The organism is Streptococcus mitis (assembly GCF_946188615.1).
Taxonomy (GTDB): Bacteria; Bacillota; Bacilli; order Lactobacillales; family Streptococcaceae; genus Streptococcus; species Streptococcus mitis_BZ.
In genome coordinates this window covers 52,213-77,949 of the sequence record NZ_CAMHVK010000008.1, presented here as the reverse complement: position 1 = coordinate 77,949, position 25,737 = coordinate 52,213, and the positions used below count along the sequence as shown (strand labels likewise).

Here is a 25,737-nt window from a genome sequence, read left to right as displayed (position 1 = left end):
AAGTAAATGTCAAAAGATAAGAAAAATGAGGGCAAAGAAATCCTCGAAGAATTTAAAGAGTTATCAGAATGGCAGAAACGAAACCAAGAATACCTAAAAAAGAAGGCTGAAGAAGAGGCAGCCCTAGCTGAGGAGAAGGAAAAGGAAAGAAAAGCTCGAATGGCTTCCAAATCTGAAAAGTCAGATGAAACTGAGGATCAAGATAGTGAACCTGAACCAAAAGACCCAGAATCAGCTAAGGAAGAGTCTGAAGAAAAAGTAGAAAAGTCAGAAGACGTCAAAAAAGAAGAACCAGAGTCCAAAGAACCAAAATCCAAAGAACCAAAGAAACAGGCTAAAAAAGTAGAGAAAAAGCCTGTAAAGGAAAAAACGGTTAAACCGAAAATTCCAGGAGTTCATATCTGGCGGGCTATCTCGATTTTGTTTCTCAGTCTGCTTTTATTGGTTGTCTCTGCTTACTTGCTCAGTCCTTATGCGACCATGAAGGATATTCGTGTTGAGGGAACCGTGCAAACTACAGATGATGATATTCGACAGGCTTCAGGCATTCAGGATTCGGATTATACGATTAACCTTCTGCTAGACAAGGCAAAATATGAAGAGCAGATCAAGTCTAACTATTGGGTTGAATCAGCTCAGCTTGTCTATCAATTTCCAACCAAGTTTACAATCAAGGTCAAGGAATATGATATTGTTGCCTATTATGTTTCTGGAGAAAGTCATTATCCAATCCTTTCAAGCGGTCAGCTTGAGACCAGTTCGGTGAGTTTGGTCAGTCTGCCAGAAACTTATATATCAGTTCTCTTTAATAACAGCGAACAAATCAAGACCTTTACCTCAGAACTTTCTCAAATTAGCCCCGAACTCAAATCTTCTATCCAAAAGGTGGAACTAGCCCCAAGCAAGGTGACTTCTGATTTAATTCGATTGACTATGAATGATTCGGACGAAGTTTTGGTTCCTCTATCTGAAATGAGTAAGAAACTGCCATATTACAGTAAGATTAAGCCACAATTGTCAGAACCGAGTGTGATTGACATGGAAGCTGGAATTTACAGCTACACTGTGGCGGATAAATTAATCATGGAGGCTGAGGAAAAAGCCAAACAAGAGGCTAAGGAAGCTGAGAAGAAACAAAAAGAGGAAGAGAAGAAAAGGCTAGAAGAACAGCAGAATAAATTGGAAGAAGAGAAGAAAAAATTGGAGGAAGAAAGCAATCGAAACCAAACAAGTCAGCGTTCATCGCGTCGCTAGGTTTACCTATTCTCCTATAGCTCTTTAGTTGCCATGTTTTTACTTGACAAGTGTTAGTAGAAATAATAGAATAGTAAAAAACCTTTAAAGCAGTCCAGAGAGGCAGCTAAGGTTAGACGGTGAAAGGGTGGAGACTACCCATTTTTCGTGGAACCTTGCTGTTGGCAGGTTCCTTTTTTCGTGGCTTCTGTTGGCCAGACTCTCTCACTAGCAAAGGTAGAAGGAGAAACCTATGCGAGAACATCGTCCAGTCATTGCTCTTGATTTTCCTAGTTTTGAGGCGGTCAAGGAATTTTTAGCTCATTTCCCAGTAGAAGAAAGCCTTTATCTCAAGGTAGGGATGGAGCTCTATTATGCAGCGGGTCCTGAGATTGTGTCTTACTTGAAAGGTCTGGGTCACAGCGTCTTTCTTGATCTCAAACTTCATGACATTCCCAATACAGTCAAATCAGCTATGAAGGTCTTGTCTCAGCTTGGTGTGGATATGACCAATGTTCATGCGTCTGGGGGTGTAGAGATGATGAAGGCGGCGCGTGAAGGTCTTGGAAGTCAAGCAAAATTGATCGCTGTCACTCAGCTCACATCAACATCAGAAGCTCAGATGCAGGAGTTTCAAAATATCCAAACCAGCCTGCAAGAGTCTGTGATCCACTATGCCAAGAAGACGGCTGAAGCGGGATTAGATGGTGTTGTTTGCTCGGCTCAGGAAGTGCAAGTCATCAAGCAGGCTACCAAACCAGATTTTATCTGTCTGACACCAGGCATTCGTCCACAGGGAGCTGCAGTAGGAGATCAAAAACGCGTCATGACGCCAGCAGATGCCTATCAAATAGGCAGTGACTATATCGTAGTGGGACGTCCCATTACCCAAGCTGAGGATCCTGTTGCAGCTTATCATGCAATCAAAGAGGAATGGAACCAAGACTAGAATTAAAGAAATAGATTAGAAAAACAAAAGGAGAAGACCATGACACTTGCTAAAGATATCGCTAGCCACCTCTTGAAAATTCAAGCTGTTTACCTTAAACCAGAGGAGCCTTTCACTTGGGCATCTGGTATCAGGTCACCGATTTACACTGATAATCGTGTGACACTAGCCTATCCAGAAACTCGTACCTTAATTGAAAATGGCTTTGTGGAAGCTATTAAAGAAGCCTTTCCAGAGGTAGAAGTCATTGCAGGAACTGCAACAGCAGGGATTCCACACGGAGCTATCATTGCTGATAAGATGAACTTGCCATTTGCCTATATCCGTAGTAAACCAAAAGACCACGGAGCTGGTAACCAAATCGAAGGCCGCGTAGCTCAGGGTCAAAAAATGGTAGTGGTTGAAGATCTTATTTCAACAGGTGGTTCTGTTCTTGAAGCAGTAGCAGCAGCAAAGCGAGAAGGAGCAGATGTGCTTGGTGTAGTAGCAATTTTCAGTTACCAATTGCCAAAAGCAGACAAAAACTTTGCAGATGCAGGTGTCAAACTTGTGACGCTTTCTAACTACAGTGAACTCATCCATCTAGCCCAAGAAGAAGGCTATATCACACCAGAAGGCCTCGACCTTCTAAAACGATTTAAAGAAGACCAAGAAAATTGGCAAAATGCTTAAGACATAAAAAATCAGGTAGTCACTAGGATTACCTGATTTTGTTTTTTAGAATAGAAAATGAAAAGATTATTTGAATTTCCATAACTTAAGAAAGTTCATCATTTTTAATTATCGCTGTAAAATGATTGAAAGTATGAAATTTCCAAACAAAATATTTGAAAAATTTTGAAAAAAGAGTTATGATATTTTTGTAATATACAAAGTAAACGCTTACTTATTAAGGAGGGCATTTTATGTCATACAAAACAAGCAATGCAGAAGGTCATGTAGATTTCATCAATACCTATGATTTGGAACCAATGGCGCAACAAGTTATCCCTAAAGCAGCATTTGGCTATATCGCTAGTGGGGCGGAAGATACTTTCACTTTGCGTGAGAATATTCGTGCCTTTAACCACAAACTCATCGTTCCGCATACGCTTTGCAATGTAGAAAATCCAAGTACAGAGATTGAATTTGCAGGTGAAAAATTGTCTTCACCAATCATTATGGCGCCTGTTGCAGCTCATAAATTGGCAAATGAACAAGGTGAAGTGGCGACTGCGCGTGGTGTGCATGAGTTTGGTTCTCTTTACACAACTAGCTCTTACTCTACTGTAGATCTTCCAGAAATTACGGAAGCCCTTCAAGGGACACCTCATTGGTTCCAATTTTACTTTAGTAAAGATGATGGAATCAACCGCCATATCATGGACCGTGTGAAGGCTGAAGGTTATAAAGCGATTGTCTTGACGGCAGATGCAACTGTAGGGGGCAATCGTGAGGTCGATAAGCGTAATGGTTTTGTCTTCCCAGTTGGCATGCCTATTGTTGAGGAATATCTACCAGAAGGTGCTGGAAAATCAATGGACTTTGTTTACAAATCAGCTAAACAACGCTTGTCTCCACGTGACGTAGAATTTATCGCTGAATACTCAGGACTTCCTGTTTATGTCAAGGGACCACAATGCCGTGAGGACGTTGAACGTTCGCTTGCTGCAGGTGCTTCTGGTATCTGGGTAACCAACCATGGTGGTCGCCAAATCGACGGTGGACCAGCTGCCTTTGACTCACTTCAAGAAGTAGCAGAAGCAGTTGATAAACGCGTACCAATCGTCTTTGACTCAGGTATTCGTCGTGGTCAACACGTCTTTAAAGCCTTGGCTTCAGGAGCAGACTTGGTAGCTATTGGTCGCCCGGTTATCTATGGCTTGGCTCTCGGCGGTAGTGTTGGTGTGCGTCAAGTCTTTGAACACTTGAATGCGGAATTGAAGACAGTTATGCAATTGTCTGGAACTCAGACTATTGAAGATGTTAAACACTTTAAACTTCGTCATAACCCATACAACCCAACCTTCCCAGTTGACCCACGCGACTTAAAATTGTATTGATAAAAGAGATTACCTCCACTTGATGTGGAGGTTTTTCTTCGTCTATAGGAAGAATAAATCACCATTGAAATCTATACAAATATATTTTCTAATCAAATATCTTGCTAGGGCTTTCATTTTTTGCTATACTGGTGCAGTAATTAAATAATAAAGACATTTGGGGTGCTTTAGGCTGAGATGATACCCATTGAACCTGATACAGTTAAGACTGGCGAAGGGAAATGTGAAACGTTTTTTCGTATGGCGAAATGAACGATCTAATCTTGTAAGTCAACTCTAATTCTTGATTGTAATTGGAGTTTTTTTGTTTATATAAGCTGGATGAAGGTGATACAAAGTATTTAGGTAGCTCTTCTTGAACGCCCTTGATTTTCTTTAAAAAGGTCAAGTAAAACTAGAATTTTCTTGATGTTTTGTTGATTACGAACGAGTAAAGAGAGGAAAAATAAATATGGAAAGACAAGACTATGCATTTGAACCAGGTTTGATTGTTGGAGAATTATTAAAAAGCAGTCAGAAAGATTGGCAAGCTGCAATCAATCATAGTTTTGTTAAGGAACTTTTTGCGGGGACAATTGAGAATAAGGTCTTAAAAGAATACCTGATTCAAGATTATCACTTCTTTGATGCCTTCTTATCCATGCTGGGTGCTTGCGTAGCCCACGCAGACCAGCTTGAATCCAAACTTCGTTTTGCCAAGCAACTAGGCTTTCTTGAAGCAGATGAAGACGGTTATTTCCAAAAGGCTTTTAAAGAGTTAAAAGTATCTGAGAATGATTACCAGGAAGTGACCTTGCATCCTGTAACAAAAGCCTTTCAGCAGCTTATGTATTCTGCTGTGTCATCATCAGACTATGCCCATCTTTTGGTCATGCTGGTCATTGCAGAAGGGCTTTATCTAGACTGGGGTTCTAAAGATTTGGCTCTACCTGAAGCTTATATTCATTCGGAATGGATCAATCTCCACAGAGGTCCTTTCTTTGCAGAGTGGGTTCAATTTCTGGTTGACGAACTCAATCGTTTCGGGAAAGGTCGAGAAGATTTGACAGAACTTCAGGAACGCTGGAATCAAGCAGTTGCCTTAGAATTAGCCTTTTTTGATATTGGCTATGACGCCTAGTGAAGGTTTAGGATATTTACAAATTTGATGAGGTAAATCATTCAATGTAAATGAAAAAAATTTCTTAACGAAAGATAGAGATAAATCGAAATCAGTAGATCGTATAAAGTGAAAAGGAAGGATTTCAATATGACAAGTTTAAAATTATTAAAAGAAAAAGCACCTTTGGTCATTTGCATAACCAATGATGTAGTAAAAAATTTCACAGCAAATGGATTAGTAGCACTGGGTGCATCACCAGCCATGAGTGAGTTTCCAGCAGATTTAGAGGATTTGTTAAAGTATGCTGGTGGTTTATTAATAAACATAGGAACATTAACAGATGAAAATTGGAAATTATACCAAGCTGCTCTGAAAATTGCAGAGAAATATAATGTCCCAGCAGTTTTAGATCCTGTAGCCTGTGGAGCAGGAGAATATAGAAAAAAAGTAGCAGATGATCTAATCAACAATTATAAACTAGCAGCGATTAGGGGAAATGCTGGCGAGATTGCTTCTTTAGTAGGGATAAATGTGGCATCTAAAGGAGTAGATAGTGCGGGCGTAGATAATATTGATGAAATTGCTCTAGCAGCAAATGAGAAGTTCAATATTCCAATAGTAGTAACAGGTGAAGTGGATGCTATTGCAGTAAATGGAGAAGTGGTAACGATTCATAATGGTAGTGCCATGATGCCAAAAGTTATTGGGACAGGATGCTTATTAGGTGCTGTAGTAGCAAGCTTTATCGGACTAGAAAAAGGTCAAGAATTGAAATCATTAGAAACAGCAATGTTGGTTTACAATATCGCTGGAGAAATGGCAGAAAAACGTCCAAATGGGCATCTTCCTGGAACATTTAAAGTTGAATTTATAAATGCCTTATATGAGATTACAGACGAAGATGTAAAGGAATTCAAAAGAGTGAAGTAAGATGTTTTATAAAGAATTACTAAAACTATATTTTATTTGTGGAACGACTACTTGCCAAGGAAAAGATCTATATACGGTCGTTGAGGAAGCCTTAAAAGGTGGTATAACCTTATTTCAATTCCGTGAAAAAGGTGAGGGAGACTTAGACGGTAAAGAAAAAGTCGAATTAGCAATAAAACTACAGAATCTTTGTAAAAAATATAATGTTCCATTTATCGTTAATGATGATATTGAGTTAGCATTGGAAATAGATGCTGATGGCGTACACGTAGGACAGGATGACCTTGGAGTTGATGAAATTAGAAAATTGATGCCAGATAAAATAATTGGTCTTTCTATAAAAAACGAGGAAGAATTTCAACAATCAAAAGTTGAATATGTAGATTATGTTGGTGTTGGTCCTGTATTTGATACCCAGTCAAAGGACGATGCTGGTGGTGCTATAGGTTATGAAGGTCTTAAATTGATGAGAAAACTATTGCCACAAATGCCCTTAGTTGCAATTGGTGGGATACAGACGCAACATATTAAAGAAATTATGAAGACTAATATGGATGGTGTTTCAATCATTTCAGCAATATCGTATGCAAAAAATATAGAAAAAACTGTTCGAGAAATGAATGAACAATTTTAACTTTTTTATTCTTGTCTTTTAAGTCAATAGGATTCTCTCACTCGATAAGTTGGGTTATTATCCTTCATAAGTGAATAGGCTGTTTATATGGTTTACTTAGTGATTTTACTACAATAGATTGGCTTAGCTTATTTCTCAGTTCAATTTCTTGAACTGGAAAAAATCGTTTGTTATAATATTTATATAATTAAATAATAAAGACATTTGGGGTGCTTTAGGCTGAGATGATACCCATTGAACCTGATACAGTTAAGACTGGCGAAGGGAAATGTGAAATGGTTTTGTATTTATAGAAACTAACCATCTAATCTTGTAAGCTGAACTCTAATTCCTATCTGTAATTAGAGTTTTTTCTTTTACGAAACTGGATGAAGATGATACAAAGCATTTAGGTAAATCTCCTTGAATGCCCCACTTTTCTTTAAAAAAGGAGTTTTTTTATGTTGAAAAAATGGCAGTTAAAAGATGTTATCTTACTTGCTTTCTTGTCTATCTTTTTTGGTGGCGTTTTTGTGGGATCAGGCTATCTGTTTGATATCCTCACTCTGATTTTAGCCCCTCTTGGTTTGCAGGCCTTTGCCAATGAAATCCTCTTTGGTCTCTGGTGTATGGCTGCACCCATTGCGGCCATCTTTGTTCCAAGAGTGGGAAGTGCAACGATTGGAGAAGTGCTAGCTGCGCTTGCTGAAGTCCTTTATGGTAGCCAATTCGGTCTAGGTGCCCTTTTGTCTGGCTTGGTTCAAGGTTTGGGAAGTGAACTTGGTTTTATCGTAACCAAGAATCGCTATGAAAGTTGGCTCTCTCTAACTGCCAATAGTATTGGGATTACGCTTGTTAGCTTTGTCTATGAATACATTAAGTTAGGATATTACGCATTTTCCCTTCCTTTTGTGCTTTCCTTGTTTGTGGTGCGCTTTATTTCTGTCTTTTTCTTCTGTGCTATCTTAGTTCGTGCCATTGTCAAACTTTATCATCAGTTTGCAGCTGGAGGAAAAGCATAGATGGGGCTGGAACTACGAGCGATTCAGTCCCCAATCTTCTCTGAGCCGATTGATTTTACTTTTCATGCGCAAGCCTTTACCTTGTTAGTTGGGAGCAGTGGTTCAGGAAAATCGAGTCTCTTTCAAATGATTGCCCAAGTCAGTTCTCTTCCCTATAGCGGTCAAGTCCTGATAAATGGGAGCGAGGTCAGTCAGCTTTCTATCATCGAACGTGTCCAGACGGTTGGTATTCTCTTTCAAAATCCCAATCATCAATTTACCATGGAGAACTTGTTTGAGGAGCTGATTTTTACCTTGGAAAATATTGGGCATCCCGTTCAGGAAATTGATTCTAAAATAGCAGAGGTTGTCCAGCAATGTCGCTGCAAGGCGATTTTGCACCGTCCAATTCATCACTTATCAGGTGGGGAAAAGCAAAAGGCTGCTTTGGCTGTTCTCTTTGCTATGAATCCTAGGGTCTATCTCTTGGATGAGCCCTTCGCTTCCATTGATCGCAAGAGTAGGATAGAGATATTGGAGATTCTAAAAGAGTTGGTTTCTGATGGGAAGACAGTTATTTTGTGCGACCATGATTTATCTGATTATGAAGCCTATATTGACCATATGGTGGAGCTAAGAGACGGACAACTAAGGAAAATAAATCAAATCCCTGCCTCTGAAATGACACAGGCTGTTTCAAAGGAGGTTGCTTCTAGCCCAGAACTATTCCATATGGACCGAATCACTTGTGAGCTGGAACATCGCCCCCTCTTTTCAATTGCGGATTTTACATTCTACCAAGGAGTCTCCTGTATCTTGGGTGATAATGGTGTCGGGAAATCAACCCTCTTTCGGTCTATTCTTCAATTTCAAAAGTATAAAGGACGAATTACCTGGAAGGAGACAGTCCTGAAAAAGAAAAAGAGTTTGTATCGTGACCTGACGGGTGTTGTTCAGGAAGCTGAGAAGCAGTTTATCAGAGCCAGTCTGCGAGAAGAGCTGCAATTAGATGGACCTGATTCTGAAAGAAATCAGCGGATACTCCAAGCTTTACGATATTTTGATCTGGAGCAGGCTCTTGATAAGAGTCCCTATCAATTAAGTGGTGGCCAGCAAAAGATTCTTCAGCTCTTGACCATCTTGACCAGCAAGGCTTCTGTGATTTTACTAGATGAACCTTTTGCTGGTTTGGATGATAGAGCCTGCCATTATTTTTGTCAGTGGATTGTGGAGGAGAGAAATCAAGGAAGAAGTTTTTTGATCATTAGCCATCGTTTAGATCCTTTGATCTCTGTGGTTGATTATTGGATTGAGATGACTAGTCAGGGTCTCAGTCATGTGAAAGAAGTGACAATTACCAAACCACTCACATCTCAGAGTAGCAATACTCAAGGGGAGGTGAGATAGTATGGTCAAAGTAGCAACCCAGACACCGATTATCAGTCTCTTCTTGCTAATTTTATCGCTGGAAACATCTTTCATTCCTTCGATTGCTCTTAATCTCTCGGTAGTTGCATTTTGTATTCTCTTTATGCTCTATTACCGTCGATTTAAAGTATTGGCTTGGATGATTCTGCTCGCCATTTTGCCATCCTTGGCCAACTACTGGGCAGTTCAGTTACATGGAGATGCTTCGCAGGCAGTCATGCTTGGAACGAGGGCTTTTGTGACCGTTTGTATTGGTCTTGTCTTTGTTTCCTCTATTTCCCTAAAAGAGCTTCTCTTGTACTTGGCTCAAAAGGGGTTATCACGCTCTTGGTCCTATGCCTTGATTGTGGTATTCAATTCCTTCCCCCTCATTCAGCAAGAAATCAAGTCTCTCAAGGAAGCTTGCCTATTACGCGGTCAAGAATTGCATTTTTGGTCTCCCTTGATTTACAGCAAGGTTCTGATGACAGTCTTTAGGTGGCATCATCTTTATCTGAGAGCTCTGTCGGCGCATGGATATGATGAACATGCACAGTTGAAGAATAGCTATCGGACTTTTTATATTCCTAAAAAAACAAAATTAATCTACCTACTTTTCTTTTTATTGCTTCAAACCAGTTTATTTTTATAAAGGAGTTATTATGGAATTTACAGATATTGCGATGGAATTATCCAAGGAAGCTTGGCAGGCTTCCTTTCATCACCCCTTTGTTTTACAGTTACAAGAGGGAAATTTAGACCCGTCCATCTTTCGCTATTACTTGATTCAGGATGCCTACTATTTGAAGGCCTTCTCAGAAGCCTATCACCTCTTGGCTGGAAAGACTTCCAACCAAGAGATGAAGAGACTCTTGAAACAAAATGCTCAGAGTCTAGTGGAGGGTGAGTTATTTATCCGCCAACAATTTTTCAAGGAATTGGAAATCAGCGATCAGGAAATGGAGCAACATCCAATCGCTCCAACTTGTTATCATTATATCTCTCACATTTATCGGCAATTTGCAGAGCCAAACTTGGGTATTGCCTTTGCGAGCTTGCTGCCTTGTCCTTGGCTATATCATGATATAGGCAAATCACTTAATCTTAAACCATCACCAAATCCTCTCTACCAACAATGGATTGAAACTTATATTACGGATGAGTTGGAGCAACAGATTAGAGAGGAAGAGGCTCTGGTCAATCAACTCTATCGAGAAAGTGACGAGACAGACAAGAAAAAAATGCTAGATGCCTTCCACATCAGTGTTCATATGGAAGCTAAGTTTTGGGAAATGGCCTACCAACATCAGACATGGAAAAGCGATTTACAGTCTTTAGAAACAGGAGAAGAATAGAAATATGAGAAAGCACCAATTACAGGTTCACAAATTAACCATTTTATCCATGATGATTGCCCTTGATGTAGTCCTTACGCCTATCTTTCGGATTGAGGGAATGGCACCGATGTCCAGTGTAGTCAATATTCTAGCAGGAATCATGATGGGACCTGTTTATGCCTTGGCTATGGCTACAGTGACAGCCTTTATCCGTATGACGACTCAAGGAATTCCGCCTTTAGCTCTAACAGGAGCGACTTTTGGAGCCCTTCTAGCAGGTCTCTTTTATAAGTACGGTCGAAAATTTCACTATTCTGCTCTCGGAGAGATTTTGGGAACAGGTATTATTGGTTCTATTATTTCCTATCCTGTTATGGTACTCTTTACAGGATCAGCTGCTAAGCTTAGCTGGTTTATCTATACTCCTCGATTTTTCGGAGCAACCTTAATCGGTACAGCGATTTCCTTTATTGCCTTTCGATTTTTAATCAAGCAGGAATTCTTTAAAAAAGTGCAGGGATATTTTTTTAATGAAAGGATAAACTGATGAAGGAATTGACAAATCCTTTTCCTCTGGAAACAACTTCCCTCATTCACTGCATTACCAATGAGATTTCTTGTGAGATGCTGGCAAATGGGATTTTGGCTCTGGGATGTAAACCAGTTATGGCAGATGATTCCCGTGAGGTTCTTGATTTTACTAAGCAAAGCCAGGCCCTCTTCATCAATTTGGGGCATTTGTCTGCTGAGAAGGAAAAAGCAATCCGTATGGCAGCTTCTTATGCAGCTCAAGTTTCTCTCCCAATGGTAGTAGATGCGGTTGGCGTAACGGCTTCATCCATTCGTAAGAGCTTAATTAAAGACCTTTTAGACTACAGCCCTACGGTCCTTAAAGGAAACATGTCGGAAATTCGAAGTCTTGTTGGCTTAAAGCACCACGGCGTTGGGGTAGATGCGAGTGCTAAAGACCAAGAAACTGAGGGTTTACTTCAAGTCTTGAAAGACTGGTGTCAGACCTATCCTGGTATGTTATTCTTAGTTACTGGTCCTAAGGACCTCATCGTTTCGAAGAATCAGGTCGCTGTACTGGGAAATGGCTGTGCAGAATTAGACTGGATAACAGGGACAGGAGACTTGGTTGGAGCCTTGACAGCCGTTTTTCTCAGCCAAGGAAAGACTGGCTTTGAAGCTTCCTGCCTAGCGGTTTCTTATCTCAATATCTCTGCTGAGAAAATTCTTGTTCAAGGAATGGGATTGGAAGATTTTCGATACCAAGTTCTCAATCAGCTTTCGCTCCTCAAAAGAGATGAAAACTGGCTAGATGCCATTAAAGGAGATATTTATGAATAGAGAGGCACTTAGACTGTATCTGGTAACCAATCGCTATCAAGATTCCTTGGAAAGCTTTCTTGAAAAAGTTGAGACGGCTTGCCGTTCAGGGGTTACCATAGTCCAATTACGAGAAAAAAATCTCACAACCAATCAATATTATCAACTGGCAAAACAAGTCAAGGAAATAACAGATGCCTATCAGGTACCCTTGATAATCGATGATCGTTTGGATGTTTGTCTTGCGGTTGATGCAGCAGGTCTGCATATCGGAGATGATGAACTACCAGTTTCGGTAGCTCGCAAAGTCCTAGGTCCTGAAAAAATCCTCGGTGTCACAGCTAAAACGGTAAAAAGAGCCCTCGAGGCAGAAGAAGAGGGAGCGGATTACTTGGGGACAGGAGCCATTTTCCCGACAACCACCAAGGAAAATGCGCCTATCACCCTGATTTCAACCTTGAAGACAATTTGTCAAAGGGTCGCCATTCCAGTAGTTGCTATTGGAGGCTTGACGTCAGAGAACATTGACCAACTTATCGGCACTGGCATAGCTGGTGTAGCTGTAGTGCGTGATTTGATGCAGGCAGAAGATATAGAGGCAAAAACACAAGCCTTTTTAACAAAGTTGGATGACATTATTTTCTAATTAATACTCACTGAAAGTCAAAGAGCAAACTAGGAAGCTAGCCGCAGGTTGCTCAAAGCACAGTATTGAGGTTGCAGATAAAGCTGACCTAGTTTGAAGAAGTATAAAAACTCTCTAATTCCCTTAAAGTGGAAACTAGAGAGTTTTTTTAATCTTTAAAGCTTGTATGGTTGACTGGACCAGAACCATGACCGAGTTGAGGGGCGTCTTGAATAGCTTTTGTGATAAAGGCCTTGGCCTTATCGACTGCTTGATAGAGGGTTTTCCCCTTGGCTAGTTCAGCAGTAATTACTGCAGCAAAGGTACATCCAGTACCATGTGTATGACAGGTTTGAATTCGTGGACTTTCCCAGACAAATTGGTCCTCCTTGGTAAAGAGGAAATCCTTGGCACCGCCTTCGAGATGGCCTCCTTTGATGACAACAGACTGAGGACCAAATTCTTTTAAAATCAGGCGACCGGCACGCTGCATGTCTTCAGGATCATGGATTGAAAAACCAACAATCTCTTCTGCCTCAGGAAGATTGGGTGTAATAATAGTTGCAAGGGGAAGTAGATTTGTTTTTAGGTAGTCTCTGGCACTGGTATCAATCAGGGTGTCTCCGCTTGTTGCGACCATAACAGGGTCAAGGACGTAGGGACAATCCAGCTTTTTAAGATAGGGCTGGATGATCTCCATGATCTCAGTAGTTGCCAACATCCCTGTTTTTACAGCCTGAGGTGGAATATCAGAAAAGACACTCTCCAATTGGGCTTTCAACATTTGAGGAGAAACGTGCTCGATTAATTGAACACCTCTGGTATTTTGAGCGACAAGACTGGTCACAACGGCCATTCCATAGACATCTCTAGCTTGGAACGACTTTAAGTCAGCCATAATGCCAGCACCACCACTAGGGTCAGTCCCTGCAATGGTCAAAGCAACGGGTAAATAAGTCATCTAAAACCTCCCAACCAACTGAAGTTTGTATTCTTAAGAACAAGCTAGTCTGTTTTAGAAAGGCAATAGAAGACTGCTAGTCCCCATTATCATTTCCACTTCCATCAGCTAGCATTACCTAGATTGAGTCAAAGGGTCTAACAGTCGTTAATCTCAGCTTTACGCACCCCTAGTGGTTGTTTTCTTTTTTCTTTAGTATAGCATATTTTCATAGTTTATATAGTAAGATTTGACTGCAAATCCTTTATCATAGGGTTAAAATTCAATTTTTCAAAGAAAAGATTAATTTCATAGTTGACAAATGTAGATTTTAAGAGTATACTGATAATTGTAATTGACAAATGTAGATTTTGGAGGTGTGATTATGCAGATTTCAGATGCAGAATGGCAGGTCATGAAGATTATTTGGATGCAAGGAGAGCAGACTAGTTCAGATTTGATTAGGGTTCTGGCGGAGCGGTTCGACTGGTCCAAGTCGACCATTCAGACTCTTTTGGCTCGTTTGGTTGAGAAAGAGTGCCTGACGAGGAAAAAAGAAGGCAAGTCCTTTGTCTATTCAGCCCTTTTAACTTTGGATCAAAGTCGAGACTTGCTTGTTCAAGATATCAAAGATAAAGTTTGTTCCCGTAGGATTAAGAACTTGTTGGCTGATTTGATTGCTGAATGTGATTTTACTCAGGCTGACTTGGAAGACTTGGAAGCTGTGATTTCTGAGAAGAAATCAAGCGCTGTAACAGAAGTAAAATGTAATTGTATGTAAAGGAGACGTCATGTTGAATATTATTGTAACCATTATTTGTATTGCCCTTATCGCGTTTATCTTGTTTTGGTTTTTCAAAAAGCCTGAAAAATCTGGACAAAAGGCCCAGCAAAAAAACGGCTACCAAGAGATTCGAGTGGAGGTCATGGGGGGCTATACGCCTGAGTTGATTATCCTCAAGAAATCAGTGCCAGCCCGCATTGTCTTTGACCGCAAAGATCCTTCACCATGTTTGGATCAGATCGTATTTCCAGACTTTGGTGTACATGCGGATCTGCCAATGGGGGAAGAGTATGTAGTGGAAATCACGCCTGAGCAGGCTGGAGAGTATGGTTTCTCTTGTGGCATGAATATGATGCACGGTAAGATGATTGTAGAATAGGAGAATGATATGACTGAAATTGTAAAAGCAAGTCTTGAAAATGGTGTTCAAAAAATCCGTATCACGGCAGACAAAGGCTACCATCCAGCCCACATTCAACTGCAAAAAGGAGTTCCTGCTGAGATCACCTTTCACCGTTTGACACCTTCAAACTGTTATAAGGAAATTCTGTTTGAAGAAGAAGGCCTCTTGGAACCAATCGGCGTGGATGAAGAGAAGACAATTCGTTTTACCCCTCAAGAATTAGGTCAACATGAATTTTCTTGTGGTATGAAGATGCAAAAGGGAAGTTATACAGTTGTTGAGAAGACTCGAAAATCTCTATCACTTTTACAGCGTTTTTGGATTACTAGTATCTTTACTGTGCCTCTTGTAATCCTCATGATTGGGATGTCGACAGGAGGAATTAGTCACCAAGTCATGCGTTGGGGCACCTTTTTAGCCACAACACCGATTATGCTAGTAGCAGGTGGTCCTTATATCCAAAGTGCTTGGGCTAGTTTTAAAAAGCACAATGCCAACATGGATACCTTGGTTGCTCTGGGAACCCTAGTGGCCTATTTCTATAGCTTAGTTGCCCTCTTCGCTGGCCTCCCCGTTTACTTTGAAAGTGCTGCCTTTATCTTCTTCTTCGTTCTTATGGGGGCCGTTTTTGAGGAGAAAATGCGGAAAAATACTTCCCAAGCTGTGGAGAAATTACTTGACTTGCAGGCTAAAACAGCAGAAGTATTGCGTGAGGATAACTATGTTCAAGTCCCTTTGGAGCAAGTCAAGGTAGGTGACCTGATTCGAGTGCGTCCCGGTGAAAAGATTGCGGTTGATGGTGTCGTAGTAGAAGGTATCTCTAGTATTGATGAGTCTATGGTGACAGGTGAGAGTCTGCCTGTGGACAAGACAGTTGGAGATACCGTCATTGGTTCAACCATCAATAATAGTGGAACACTTGTTTTTAGAGCAGAAAAAGTTGGTTCAGAGACTGTTTTGGCTCAGATTGTGGATTTTGTGAAGAAAGCTCAGACAAGTCGTGCGCCGATTCAGGACTTGACGGATAAAATTTCAGGGATTTTTGTTCCAGCAGTTGTCATTTTAGGGATTGTGACCTTTTGGGTTTGGTTCGTCTTGCTCAGGGATAGTGTAGTTGTGCTTGGAGCGAGCTTTGTGTCTTCGCTTCTCTATGGAGTAGCAGTTCTGATTATTGCCTGCCCTTGTGCATTGGGACTTGCAACACCGACAGCCCTTATGGTGGGGACAGGTCGCAGTGCCAAGATGGGAGTTCTCCTCAAAAATGGAACGGTTCTACAGGAAATCCAGAAAGTCCAAACTATTGTTTTTGATAAGACAGGAACTTTGACGGAAGGGAAACCTGTGGTCACAGATATCATCGGCGACGAAGTAGAAGTGCTTGGATTGGCAGCTTCCTTGGAAGAAGCTTCTCAACACCCATTGGCTGAGGCTATTGTTAAGCGAGCGACTGAAACTGGACTTGAGCTTCACACTGTGGAAAATTTCCAAGCCTTGCACGGAAAAGGTGTTTCAGGGCAAATCAATGGAAAACAAGTTTTGCTTGGAAATGCTAAAATGCTGGATGGCATGGATATTTCTAGCACTTATCAGGAAAAACTAGAACAACTGGAAAAAGAAGCTAAGACAGTTGTGTTCTTGGCTGTTGAGAATGAAATCAAAGGCTTGCTTGCTCTGCAAGATATTCCTAAGGAAAATGCTAAGCTTGCCATCAGTCAGTTGAAAAAACGAGGTCTTAAAACAGTCATGCTGACAGGAGACAATGCTGGTGTGGCGCGTGCCATTGCCGATCAGATCGGAATCGAAGAGGTCATTGCAGGTGTCTTGCCAGAGGAAAAAGCTCATGAAATCCATAAACTACAAGCGTCTGGCAAAGTAGCCTTTGTTGGGGATGGTATCAATGACGCTCCTGCCCTTAGTGTAGCAGATGTGGGGATTGCTATGGGAGCTGGAACAGATATTGCCATCGAGTCAGCAGATTTGGTGTTGACAACTAATAACCTCCTAGGAGTGGTTCGTGCTTTTGACATGAGTAAGAAAACCTTTAATCGAATTCTGCTCAATCTTTTCTGGGCCTTTATCTACAATGTCGCCGGAATTCCGATTGCAGCAGGAGTCTTTTCTGGTGTTGGACTGGCCCTCAATCCAGAACTGGCAGGTCTAGCTATGGCCTTTAGTTCTGTATCCGTTCTGACTAGTTCACTCTTACTAAACTTTAGTAAAATAGATTAAAAGCGGGCTTGCTCGCTTTTTATACTCTTCAAAAATCTCTTCCAACCACGTCAGCTTTGTCTGCAACCTCAAAGCTGTGCTTTGAGCAACCTGTGGCGAGCTTCCTAGTTTGCTCTGTGATTTTCATTGAGTATTATAAAACAGAAGTTAAAAACGTTTTCAAACTGTACTGTAATAGAGAATAAAAACTTCTGAGCAGATTCTTAGTAAAGTCAAAATAAATGTGATAAATTAGTATTGTAAAAATTTACTGAAACGTTTTCAAAAACTATATGAAACCTTTTTTAGTAGATTTAAAAATATTTGAAGGAGAGTTATCATTATGACTCAAGGGAAAATTACTGCATCTGCAGCAATGCTTAATGTATTGAAAACATGGGGCGTAGACACAATCTACGGTATCCCATCAGGAACACTCAGCTCATTGATGGATGCTTTGGCTGAAGACAAAGATATCCGCTTCTTGCAAGTTCGTCACGAAGAAACAGGTGCTCTTGCAGCGGTTATGCAAGCTAAATTCGGCGGCTCAATCGGGGTTGCAGTTGGTTCAGGTGGTCCAGGTGCGACTCACTTGATTAACGGTGTTTACGATGCAGCTATGGATAACACTCCATTCCTAGCAATCCTTGGATCACGTCCAGTTAACGAACTCAACATGGATGCTTTCCAAGAATTGAACCAAAACCCAATGTACAACGGTATCGCTGTATACAACAAACGTGTAGCTTACGCTGAGCAATTGCCAAAAGTAATCGACGAAGCTTGCCGTGCTGCAGTTTCTAAAAAAGGTCCAGCTGTTGTTGAAATCCCAGTAAACTTCGGTTTCCAAGAAATCGACGAAAATTCATACTACGGTTCAGGTTCATACGAACGTTCATTCATCGCTCCTGCTTTGAACGAAGTTGAAATCGACAAAGCTGTTGAAATCTTGAACAATGCTGAACGTCCAGTTATCTATGCTGGTTACGGTGGTGTTAAAGCTGGTGAAGTGATTACTGAATTGTCACGTAAAATCAAAGCACCAATCATCACAACTGGTAAAAACTTTGAAGCCTTTGAATGGAACTATGAAGGTTTGACAGGTTCTGCTTACCGTGTTGGTTGGAAGCCAGCCAACGAAGTGGTCTTTGAAGCAGACACAGTTCTTTTCCTTGGTTCAAACTTCCCATTTGCTGAAGTTTACCAAGCATTCAAGAATACTGAAAAATTCATCCAAGTGGATATCGACCCTTACAAACTTGGTAAACGTCATGCCCTAGACGCTTCAATCCTTGGTGATGCAGGTCAAGCAGCTAAAGCTATCCTTGACAAAGTGAACCCAGTTGAATCTACTCCATGGTGGCGTGCAAACGTTAAGAACAACCAAAACTGGCGTGATTACATGAACAAAATCGAAGGTAAAACTGAGGGTGAATTGCAATTGTATCAAGTTTACAATGCAATCAACAAACATGCTGATCAAGACGCTATCTACTCAATCGACGTAGGTGACACTACTCAAACATCTACTCGTCACCTTCACATGACACCAAAGAACATGTGGCGTACATCTCCACTCTTTGCGACAATGGGTATTGCCCTTCCTGGTGGTATCGCTGCTAAGAAAGACAATCCAGATCGCCAAGTATGGAACATCATGGGTGACGGTGCATTCAACATGTGCTACCCAGACGTTATCACAAACGTTCAATACGACCTTCCAGTTATCAACGTTGTCTTCTCAAATGGTAAATATGCCTTCATCAAGGACAAATACGAAGACACAAACAAACACTTGTTTGGTTGTGACTTCCCTAATGCTGACTATGCGAAAATCGCTGAAGCTCAAGGTGCTGTAGGATTTACAGTTGACCGTATCGAAGACATCGATGCAGTTGTTGCAGAAGCTGTTAAACTCAACAAAGAAGGTAAAACTGTTGTGATCGATGCTCGCATCACTCCACACCGTCCACTTCCAGTAGAAGTACTTGAATTGGATCCAAAACTTCACTCAGAAGAAGCAATCAAAGACTTCAAGGAAAAATACGAAGCAGAAGAACTCGTACCATTCCGCCTCTTCTTGGAAGAAGAAGGATTGCAATCACGCGCAATTAAATAATTCCTTCGTGGAACTTAAAAAGATCGGAGCAATCCGGTCTTTTTATGGAGGATAGTAAATGAATTTAAATCAATTAGATATTATCGTTTCAGATGTTCCCCAAGTCTGTGCTGACTTGGAGCGTATTTTGGATAAAAAGCCCGATTATGTTGATGACAGTTTTGCTCAGTTTACGATTGGCAGTCACTGTCTGATGTTGTCCCAAAATCATTTGATTCCTTTGGAAGATTTTCAGTCAGGAATCATTCTTCATATCGAGGTTGAGGATGTAGACCAGAATTACCAACGGTTGAAAGAACTTGGTATCCAGGTTTTAAACGGACCAACTGTAACCGATTGGGGAACAGAGTCCTTATTAGTTAAAGGGCCTGCTGGTCTAGTGATTGATTTTTATCGTATGAAGTAGGTAATTCTATTATCAAATTTTTTATCTAAACATTCTTGGAGTGAAACTTAAAAAGATCGGAGCAATTCGATCTTTTTTGTATTTATGCGACTTTCAGTCCGTCTCGCTCCGTTAGGTGCGAGACAAAAAACCACCCGTTTTCACGGGTGGTTATGATTTCTACACTTATTGTTTGGCTTCCTGTTTTAATTGTTGCACCTGTTCCTCGTACTGGACAAGCTCCCTGTCTTTTATATTGATAGTCGCTTCTGCTTCAGCAATGCGGCTTCTCAGATCTTGAGTCTTGTTATGGTGATAGCTAATACCAATAGCACTACCAGCAATGATCCCGATTACTAGACAAGTAAAAATCACCAAAATCAAGGGAGCAGATAGTTGTGTAAAGACAAGACTGACAGTTACTGTTTGACGATTGAGTAGACCAAATGAGATCACAATGACTAATAAGCTCAAACCGCCAATTAGATAAGCCTTATCTTTCAGTGACAATTCATTAAATTTTTTTAGCATAAGTTCCTTTTCTCCTGACTATGTTGATAGAAAACTACACACCATTTAGGTATTAACAAAATTCATTTTACTAGAAAATTTCGATACTGTCAATAATTTCTAACGGCTTATTTACCATCAATCAATCGATTCATTGAAAAGGAGTATTCATTTTCTAATATTTGATTGAGTAAACAGAACGGAGCAATTCGGTCTTTTTTCTGTTCCCTCTTTCTTATAACAAGATTGTGATAGTTTATATCTTTATAACAAAAGTTTTAAAGACTTGATTGTTTTGAAAGAATATTTTAAAATAAGATTCAGTAAAAATGAAAGAGGTTTTGAAAATGTCTGAAAAACAAATGAAAATTTTAGGTTGGGTAGCGACCTTTATGTCTGTTATGATGTATGTGTCTTACTTCCCACAAATCATGAACAATCTGGCTGGTCAAAAAGGAAATTTCATCCAGCCCTTGGTTGCTGCCATCAACTGTAGTCTCTGGGTTTACTACGGTCTTTTCAAAAAAGAAAGAGATATCCCCCTTGCAGCAGCTAATGCACCAGGTATTATTTTTGGCCTAGTGACGGTTATTACAGCTTTGATTTAAAAGGAACAGAGGAGACTAGTTTTCAGTCTTCTTTTTTGTTTCAGGGGAGGCTATTTACTTTTTCTAGAGGATAATTTTTTAAAAAACAATCTGATAAACTTAAATAGTAGAATAGTATCAGTATGTCACAGTATTTTATAAGAAAAGGTTTACAGAATAAGTTATAATATAAGTAAATGAACAAGCAAATAAGAAAGTGAGTAGAGTTATGACCGAAAAACTGACTTTTCCGGATGGTTTCTTGTGGGGCGGAGCGACAGCTGCCAACCAGTGTGAGGGTGCTTATAATTTAGAAGGTCGTGGATTGGCGAATGTGGATGTCGTCCCCATCGGTCCAGATCGTGAAGCCATTATCACAGGTCAGAAAAAGATGTTTTCGTTTGAGGAGGGCTATTTTTACCCAGCCAAGCAAGCTATTGATATGTACCATCATTACAAGGAAGATATTGCCCTTTTTGCGGAAATGGGCTTTAAGACTTATCGTCTATCCATTGCTTGGACTCGGATTTTTCCTAAGGGCGACGAAACAGTGCCAAATGAAGCTGGTCTAGCCTTTTATGAGGATTTATTTAAGGAGTGCCACAAGTATGGTATCCAACCTCTGGTGACTATCACTCATTTCGACTGTCCTATGCACTTGATTACAGAGTACGGTGGTTGGCGCAATCGTCGGATGTTAGACTTCTATGAAAAACTTTGTCGCACACTCTTTACCCGCTATAAGGGTTTGGTCAAATATTGGCTTACCTTCAACGAAATCAACATGATTCTCCATGCCCCCTTTATGGGAGCTGGGCTCTGTTTTGAAGAAGGAGAAAATCAAGAACTGGTTAAATATCAGGCTGCACACTATGAGTTGGTAGCTTCAGCTCTTGCGACAAAGATTGCCCACGAAATTGACCCAGAAAATAAGGTGGGATGTATGTTGGCTGCAGGGCAATACTATCCTAACACAGCCCATCCAAGAGACTACTGGGCAGCCATGGAGGAAGACCGCAAGAGTTACTTCTTCATTGATGTTCAAGCGCGTGGGGAATACCCAAACTACGCCAAGAAGCAGTGGGAGCGTGAGCGAATCGAGATTCAAATGACTGCAGAAGATTTAGAGTTGTTGAAGGACAATACTGTTGACTTTGTTTCCTTCTCTTACTATGCAAGTCTAGTAGCCTCAGGTGATCCAGAAGTTAAAGAATTAACTGCTGGAAATATCTTTGCCTCTCTCAAAAATCCTTATCTTGAATCCTCAGAATGGGGATGGCAGATTGACCCACTTGGTCTTCGTATCACCCTCAATGCTATCTGGGATCGTTACCAAAAGCCAATGTTCATCGTGGAAAACGGTCTAGGTGCTATGGATACACCGGATGAGAATGGTCATGTAGCAGATGACTATCGGATTGCTTACTTAGAGGCTCATATCAAGGCCATGCGAGATGCCATTTACCAAGATGGCGTTGACTTGCTTGGTTATACGACTTGGGGCTGTATCGATCTGGTTTCAGCTGGAACAGGCGAAATGAACAAGCGCTATGGCTTTATCTATGTAGATCGAGATAATGCTGGTCATGGAAGCCTCAAACGTAGCAAGAAGAAATCCTTCTACTGGTACAAGGATGTCATTGCCAGCAATGGTGCAAGCATTGAGTAGAGCACATTTGTTCACTATTTTTATAAAATCTTCTCCCTACTTTATAATATGTGAAAAAGAGTTCAATTAGATGGAGCTTTTTGCTATAATGAGGGGAGAAAAATCAGACAGGAGATCGACATGTCAGAACCATTATTTTTACAATCAGTTATGCAAGAAAAAATCTGGGGTGGAACCAAGCTACGTGATGAGTTTGGTTACGACATCCCAAGTGAAAAAATCGGAGAATATTGGGCCATCTCAGCCCATCCAAATGGAGTCTCTAAAGTTGCCAATGGACGCTACCAGGGAACAGACCTCGCTACTTTGTATGCGGAACATCGTGAATTGTTTGGCAATCGTCCTGAGCCTGTATTTCCACTTTTGACTAAGATTCTGGATGCCAACGACTGGCTCAGTGTCCAAGTTCACCCAGACGATGCCTATGGACTAGAGCATGAAGGTGAACTTGGAAAAACAGAATGCTGGTACATTATCGCAGCGGATGAAGGTTCAGAAATTATCTATGGTCACAATGCCAAGTCAAAAGAAGAACTCCGCCAGCAAATCGAGGACAAGAACTGGGATGCCTTATTGACAAAAGTTCCTGTAAAGGCTGGAGATTTCTTCTATGTACCAAGTGGCACCATGCACGCTATCGGGGCAGGCATCTTAATTCTTGAAACCCAGCAGTCTAGCGATACCACTTACCGTGTCTATGACTTTGACCGCAAGGACGATAATGGCAACTTGCGTGAACTTCACCTTGAAAAATCTATCGATGTCTTGAATATTGGAGAGCCTGCCAATAGCCGTCCTGTGACTATCAAAGCTGATGATTTGCGTTCGACCTTACTTGTTTCGAATGATTTCTTTGCAGTTTACAAGTGGGAAATAACTGGAAAAGTTGACTTTGAAAAGACAGCTGACTACAGTTTGTTTAGTGTCTTAGCTGGCCAAGGTCAACTGACTGTTGATGGGAAAAACTATCCAATCCAAAAAGGTAGCCACTTTATCCTACCAAGTGATGTTGAAGCTTGGACCTTGGAAGGGCAAGGTTTGGAATTGATTGTTAGCCATCCATAAAAAAGAAAGGGCCTGAGTTTACTACTCAAGTCCTTTTTAATTACATAAATTGGGCGATGAAGACAACGATGATGATGATTGGAATGATGAAACGAAGAAGGAAGAGCCAGACTTGGAACAGTCCCTGTTTCCATGCTGTTTCATCGAGATGGAGTTCCTCCATTGCAAGAGCCTTTTTAAAGATATAGCCTGTAAAAAGTGAAAGGCAGAGAGCTCCAAATGGCATGAGGAGGTTGGAAACCAAGAAGTCCATAGCGTCAAAGAAAGTCTTCCCAAAGATGTGAACATCTGCCATGACACCATAAGATAGGGCTGAAGGAATTCCAAAGACAAAGGTCAAAATTCCTAAAATAACACTCCACTTAGCACGCTTGCTGTTGTCCTGGTTGGTGATATTGCCCACATTGATTTCCAGCATAACGACAGAGGAAGTGACTGTTGCAAAGAGGAAGAGCAGGAGGAAAAGAATGTAGAAAATAGTTCCAAAAGGCATCTTGTCAAAGAGTTGAGGCAAGACGATAAAGAGCAAGCTCGGTCCCCCTTCAGACTGGATATTGAAGGCTGACATGGCTGGGAAAATGGCTAGTCCCGCCATGATGGATACCGAAATGTTCATGGCTACGATGGAAATCCCTGACTGGACCAGATTGGTTTTCTTGTCCAAGTAGGAGGCATAGGTCAGCATGGCTGTAACCCCTAGTGAGAGGGCAAAGAAAGATTGTCCCAGAGCATAGAGGAGACCAGCGCTGGTCAGTTTTGAAAAGTCTGGTTTGAGGAAGTAAAGAACTCCTTCCATGGCATTTGGCAAACTGAGAGAGCGTCCGATGATGACGACAAAGATGATAAAGAGCAGAGGCATCATGACTTTTGAGGCTCTTTCAATTCCTTTTTGAACCCCACGTGATACAATGAAGATATTCAATAGGATAAAGGCTGCCTGAGCTCCAAGGGCAATGGCTGGATTTGAAATGATTGAAGTAAATAACTGAGCATAATCACCCGTTCCGCCAAGCTGGAACAATTTCCCGAACTCAATACCTAGATAAACCAGAATCCATCCTCCAATAACGCTGTAGAACGATAAGAGGATAAAGAGGGCGAAGGCACCAATCCAACCGATAAAGTTGTACTTACTATTCTTCCCTAGTTTTCCAAAGGTTTTAATCCCAGAGATACCAGCACTTCGTCCGAGTGCAAATTCAGCTAGCAAAAGAGGGAAACCAATTAGAATAGTGGAGATGAGAAAGACTAGTAAAAAGCCTCCTCCACCGTTAGCAGCAGTCATATAAGGAAATTTCCAAACGGCTCCAAGTCCGATGGCTGAACCAGCAGATGCTAGGATAAAGCCCAGTTTAGAACCCCATTGCGATTTTTCAGACATAGTTAAACTCCTAAAATTAGTATTACAAAAGAAAAAGCTACTGCCCTTGGCAAATAGCCTCATAAGTACTCAAAATGAGCCTTTCTTTTGATTGATAGACTTGACTATCCTATCATGTTTTCTAAGGTCTGTCAAGAAAACCATTTTCATGTTATGATAAAGTAAAAAAATTTCGCAAAAACGCTTGACTCTGACCTAGGGGGAGGGGTTATACTATCAATGTAATACTCTTCGAAAATCAAATTCAAACCACGTCAGCGTCGCCTTACCGTACTCAAGTACAGCCTGCGGCTAGCTTCCTAGTTTGCTCTTTGATTTTCATTGAGTATAAGGAGGAAATCATGTACCATATAAAAGAAGCTGCCCAGCTTTCGGGTGTCTCTGTCAAGACCCTGCATCACTACGACAAGATAGGACTCTTAGTTCCTTTAAAGTTAGAAAACGGTTATCGAACCTACAGTCAGGAGGATTTGGAACGCCTTCAGGTCATTCTTTACTACAAATATCTAGGTTTTTCTTTAGAAAAAATAGCAGAGCTGTTAAAGGAAGATAAATCAGATTTATTGCCTCACTTGACTAGACAGTTGGACTATTTGACTCGAGAAAGGCAACATCTGGATACCTTGATTTCCACCTTGCAAAAAACCATTCAAGAACAAAAAGGAGAAAGAGAAATGAGCATTCAAGAGAAATTCGCAGGATTTAACTATCAAGACCATCAAAAATACCACCAAGAGGCGGTAGAGAAGTATGGACAAGATGTGATGGACCAAGCGCTGGAGCGCCAAAAAGGTCACGAAGACGAAGCTACGGCTGCCTTCAATCAAGTCTTTCGAGCCTTGTCACAAAATCTTCAAGCTGGTCTACCTGTAACAGCAACCGAAAATCAAGAAGAAGCCGCTAAACTCTTGCAAGCCATCCGTACTTATGGATTTGACTGCTCTATTGAGGTATTTGGTTATATCGGTAAAGGCTACGTCTACAACCCAGAATTTAAGGAAAACATTGACAAATTTGGACCTGGAACAGCCCAGTACACATCAGATGTGATTGCCTATTATGTCCAAACTCAGACAAAATAAAATCGGAGGAGCATTCTTCCGATTTTTACTAAATTC

General features: G+C 40.9%; 26 protein-coding genes and 3 riboswitches. Of the genes, 23 read left to right on the top strand and 3 right to left on the bottom strand.

The window, feature by feature from the left end; translation table 11 throughout:
• Positions 1 to 6: 6 nt before the first annotated feature.
• From OCF95_RS08800 to thiE (OCF95_RS08735), 14 genes are all read left to right on the top strand, one after another.
• Entirely contained in the window at positions 7 to 1,254 is a 1,248-nt protein-coding gene (locus OCF95_RS08800) for a cell division protein FtsQ/DivIB (RefSeq protein ID WP_261014307.1), read from the top strand.
• Between the two features lie 232 nt (positions 1,255 to 1,486).
• A complete protein-coding gene (gene pyrF, locus OCF95_RS08795) occupies positions 1,487 to 2,182 on the top strand; it encodes an orotidine-5'-phosphate decarboxylase (protein WP_261077821.1) in 696 nt (231 codons plus the stop codon).
• A gap of 39 nt (positions 2,183 to 2,221) precedes the next feature.
• On the top strand, positions 2,222 to 2,854 hold the full coding sequence (gene pyrE, locus OCF95_RS08790) for an orotate phosphoribosyltransferase (RefSeq protein WP_004256185.1): 633 nt from the start codon (positions 2,222 to 2,224) through the stop codon (positions 2,852 to 2,854).
• Positions 2,855 to 3,087: 233 nt separating this feature from the next.
• The gene (lctO, locus tag OCF95_RS08785) at positions 3,088 to 4,224 is read left to right on the top strand and encodes an L-lactate oxidase (RefSeq protein ID WP_000120723.1); all 1,137 of its coding nucleotides are present in this window, start codon (positions 3,088 to 3,090) and stop codon (positions 4,222 to 4,224) included.
• 148 nt (positions 4,225 to 4,372) lie between these two features.
• Positions 4,373 to 4,461: riboswitch (TPP riboswitch) on the top strand.
• A 214-nt stretch (positions 4,462 to 4,675) separates the two neighbouring features.
• Complete coding sequence (locus tag OCF95_RS08780; RefSeq protein WP_261105248.1) at positions 4,676 to 5,344, top strand: TenA family protein; 669 nt, start codon at positions 4,676 to 4,678, stop codon at positions 5,342 to 5,344.
• A gap of 129 nt (positions 5,345 to 5,473) precedes the next feature.
• On the top strand, positions 5,474 to 6,256 hold the full coding sequence (gene thiM / locus OCF95_RS08775) for a hydroxyethylthiazole kinase (protein ID WP_033683999.1): 783 nt from the start codon (positions 5,474 to 5,476) through the stop codon (positions 6,254 to 6,256).
• 1 nt (position 6,257) lies between these two features.
• Positions 6,258 to 6,890, top strand: coding sequence for a thiamine phosphate synthase (thiE, locus tag OCF95_RS08770; RefSeq protein WP_261105247.1), 633 nt, complete (start codon positions 6,258 to 6,260; stop codon positions 6,888 to 6,890).
• A 195-nt stretch (positions 6,891 to 7,085) separates the two neighbouring features.
• Positions 7,086 to 7,174: riboswitch (TPP riboswitch) on the top strand.
• A 156-nt stretch (positions 7,175 to 7,330) separates the two neighbouring features.
• A complete protein-coding gene (locus tag OCF95_RS08765; protein ID WP_004256198.1) occupies positions 7,331 to 7,891 on the top strand; it encodes an ECF transporter S component in 561 nt (186 codons plus the stop codon).
• A complete protein-coding gene (locus tag OCF95_RS08760; RefSeq protein ID WP_045611970.1) occupies positions 7,892 to 9,277 on the top strand; it encodes an ATP-binding cassette domain-containing protein in 1,386 nt (461 codons plus the stop codon).
• A 1-nt stretch (position 9,278) separates the two neighbouring features.
• Complete coding sequence (locus tag OCF95_RS08755) at positions 9,279 to 9,929, top strand: energy-coupling factor transporter transmembrane component T (protein WP_261105246.1); 651 nt, start codon at positions 9,279 to 9,281, stop codon at positions 9,927 to 9,929.
• A 10-nt stretch (positions 9,930 to 9,939) separates the two neighbouring features.
• Positions 9,940 to 10,632 carry a thiaminase II gene (gene tenA, locus OCF95_RS08750; RefSeq protein WP_261105245.1) on the top strand — a complete coding sequence of 231 codons (693 nt, stop codon included), beginning with the start codon at positions 9,940 to 9,942 and terminating at the stop codon, positions 10,630 to 10,632.
• A gap of 4 nt (positions 10,633 to 10,636) precedes the next feature.
• Positions 10,637 to 11,161, top strand: coding sequence for an energy coupling factor transporter S component ThiW (gene thiW / locus OCF95_RS08745; RefSeq protein WP_070528025.1), 525 nt, complete (start codon positions 10,637 to 10,639; stop codon positions 11,159 to 11,161).
• Positions 11,161 to 11,964 carry a hydroxyethylthiazole kinase gene (gene thiM / locus OCF95_RS08740; RefSeq protein WP_261105243.1) on the top strand — a complete coding sequence of 268 codons (804 nt, stop codon included), beginning with the start codon at positions 11,161 to 11,163 and terminating at the stop codon, positions 11,962 to 11,964. Before thiW ends, thiM (OCF95_RS08740) begins: the two co-directional genes overlap by 1 nt.
• Positions 11,957 to 12,589 carry a thiamine phosphate synthase gene (gene thiE / locus OCF95_RS08735; RefSeq protein WP_261105242.1) on the top strand — a complete coding sequence of 211 codons (633 nt, stop codon included), beginning with the start codon at positions 11,957 to 11,959 and terminating at the stop codon, positions 12,587 to 12,589. The genes thiM (OCF95_RS08740) and thiE (OCF95_RS08735) overlap by 8 nt, the downstream gene beginning before the upstream one ends.
• A 148-nt stretch (positions 12,590 to 12,737) precedes the next feature.
• Here the strand turns inward: thiE (OCF95_RS08735) and thiD are convergent, their stop codons facing one another.
• Positions 12,738 to 13,529 (bottom strand): bifunctional hydroxymethylpyrimidine kinase/phosphomethylpyrimidine kinase, encoded by a 792-nt coding sequence (thiD, locus tag OCF95_RS08730; protein WP_000221754.1) that lies wholly within the window; start codon positions 13,527 to 13,529, stop codon positions 12,738 to 12,740.
• 83 nt (positions 13,530 to 13,612) lie between these two features.
• Positions 13,613 to 13,710: riboswitch (TPP riboswitch) on the bottom strand.
• 183 nt (positions 13,711 to 13,893) lie between these two features.
• Between thiD and OCF95_RS08725 the strand changes: the two genes are divergently transcribed.
• The 5 genes from OCF95_RS08725 to OCF95_RS08705 all read left to right on the top strand — a co-directional run bounded on the left by OCF95_RS08725 (position 13,894) and on the right by OCF95_RS08705 (position 19,428).
• Positions 13,894 to 14,289, top strand: a complete 396-nt coding sequence (locus OCF95_RS08725; RefSeq protein WP_001167188.1) for a CopY/TcrY family copper transport repressor — start codon at positions 13,894 to 13,896, stop codon at positions 14,287 to 14,289.
• Positions 14,290 to 14,299: 10 nt separating this feature from the next.
• Positions 14,300 to 14,671, top strand: a complete 372-nt coding sequence (locus OCF95_RS08720) for a cupredoxin domain-containing protein (RefSeq protein WP_000932059.1) — start codon at positions 14,300 to 14,302, stop codon at positions 14,669 to 14,671.
• 9 nt (positions 14,672 to 14,680) lie between these two features.
• A complete protein-coding gene (locus OCF95_RS08715; RefSeq protein ID WP_000136345.1) occupies positions 14,681 to 16,924 on the top strand; it encodes a heavy metal translocating P-type ATPase in 2,244 nt (747 codons plus the stop codon).
• 322 nt (positions 16,925 to 17,246) lie between these two features.
• Entirely contained in the window at positions 17,247 to 19,022 is a 1,776-nt protein-coding gene (gene spxB / locus OCF95_RS08710; RefSeq protein ID WP_000191819.1) for a pyruvate oxidase, read from the top strand.
• A 58-nt stretch (positions 19,023 to 19,080) separates the two neighbouring features.
• The gene (locus OCF95_RS08705; protein ID WP_001052638.1) at positions 19,081 to 19,428 is read left to right on the top strand and encodes a VOC family protein; all 348 of its coding nucleotides are present in this window, start codon (positions 19,081 to 19,083) and stop codon (positions 19,426 to 19,428) included.
• Between the two features lie 165 nt (positions 19,429 to 19,593).
• On the opposite strand, the gene OCF95_RS08700 is transcribed toward OCF95_RS08705, so the two are convergent.
• Positions 19,594 to 19,938 (bottom strand): lipopolysaccharide assembly protein LapA domain-containing protein, encoded by a 345-nt coding sequence (locus OCF95_RS08700; RefSeq protein ID WP_000913393.1) that lies wholly within the window; start codon positions 19,936 to 19,938, stop codon positions 19,594 to 19,596.
• 326 nt (positions 19,939 to 20,264) lie between these two features.
• On the opposite strand from OCF95_RS08700, the gene OCF95_RS08695 reads away from it, so the two are divergent.
• From OCF95_RS08695 to manA, 3 genes are all read left to right on the top strand, one after another.
• The gene (locus tag OCF95_RS08695; protein ID WP_001291472.1) at positions 20,265 to 20,525 is read left to right on the top strand and encodes a SemiSWEET family transporter; all 261 of its coding nucleotides are present in this window, start codon (positions 20,265 to 20,267) and stop codon (positions 20,523 to 20,525) included.
• Between the two features lie 208 nt (positions 20,526 to 20,733).
• Complete coding sequence (locus tag OCF95_RS08690; protein WP_000136868.1) at positions 20,734 to 22,173, top strand: 6-phospho-beta-glucosidase; 1,440 nt, start codon at positions 20,734 to 20,736, stop codon at positions 22,171 to 22,173.
• A gap of 120 nt (positions 22,174 to 22,293) precedes the next feature.
• A complete protein-coding gene (gene manA / locus OCF95_RS08685) occupies positions 22,294 to 23,238 on the top strand; it encodes a mannose-6-phosphate isomerase, class I (RefSeq protein WP_049516551.1) in 945 nt (314 codons plus the stop codon).
• A gap of 40 nt (positions 23,239 to 23,278) precedes the next feature.
• Here the strand turns inward: manA and OCF95_RS08680 are convergent, their stop codons facing one another.
• Positions 23,279 to 24,619 (bottom strand): sodium-dependent transporter, encoded by a 1,341-nt coding sequence (locus OCF95_RS08680; protein WP_237447327.1) that lies wholly within the window; start codon positions 24,617 to 24,619, stop codon positions 23,279 to 23,281.
• A 341-nt stretch (positions 24,620 to 24,960) separates the two neighbouring features.
• Between OCF95_RS08680 and OCF95_RS08675 the strand changes: the two genes are divergently transcribed.
• On the top strand, positions 24,961 to 25,701 hold the full coding sequence (locus tag OCF95_RS08675) for a MerR family transcriptional regulator (RefSeq protein WP_033685220.1): 741 nt from the start codon (positions 24,961 to 24,963) through the stop codon (positions 25,699 to 25,701).
• The last annotated feature ends 36 nt before the right edge of the window (positions 25,702 to 25,737 follow it).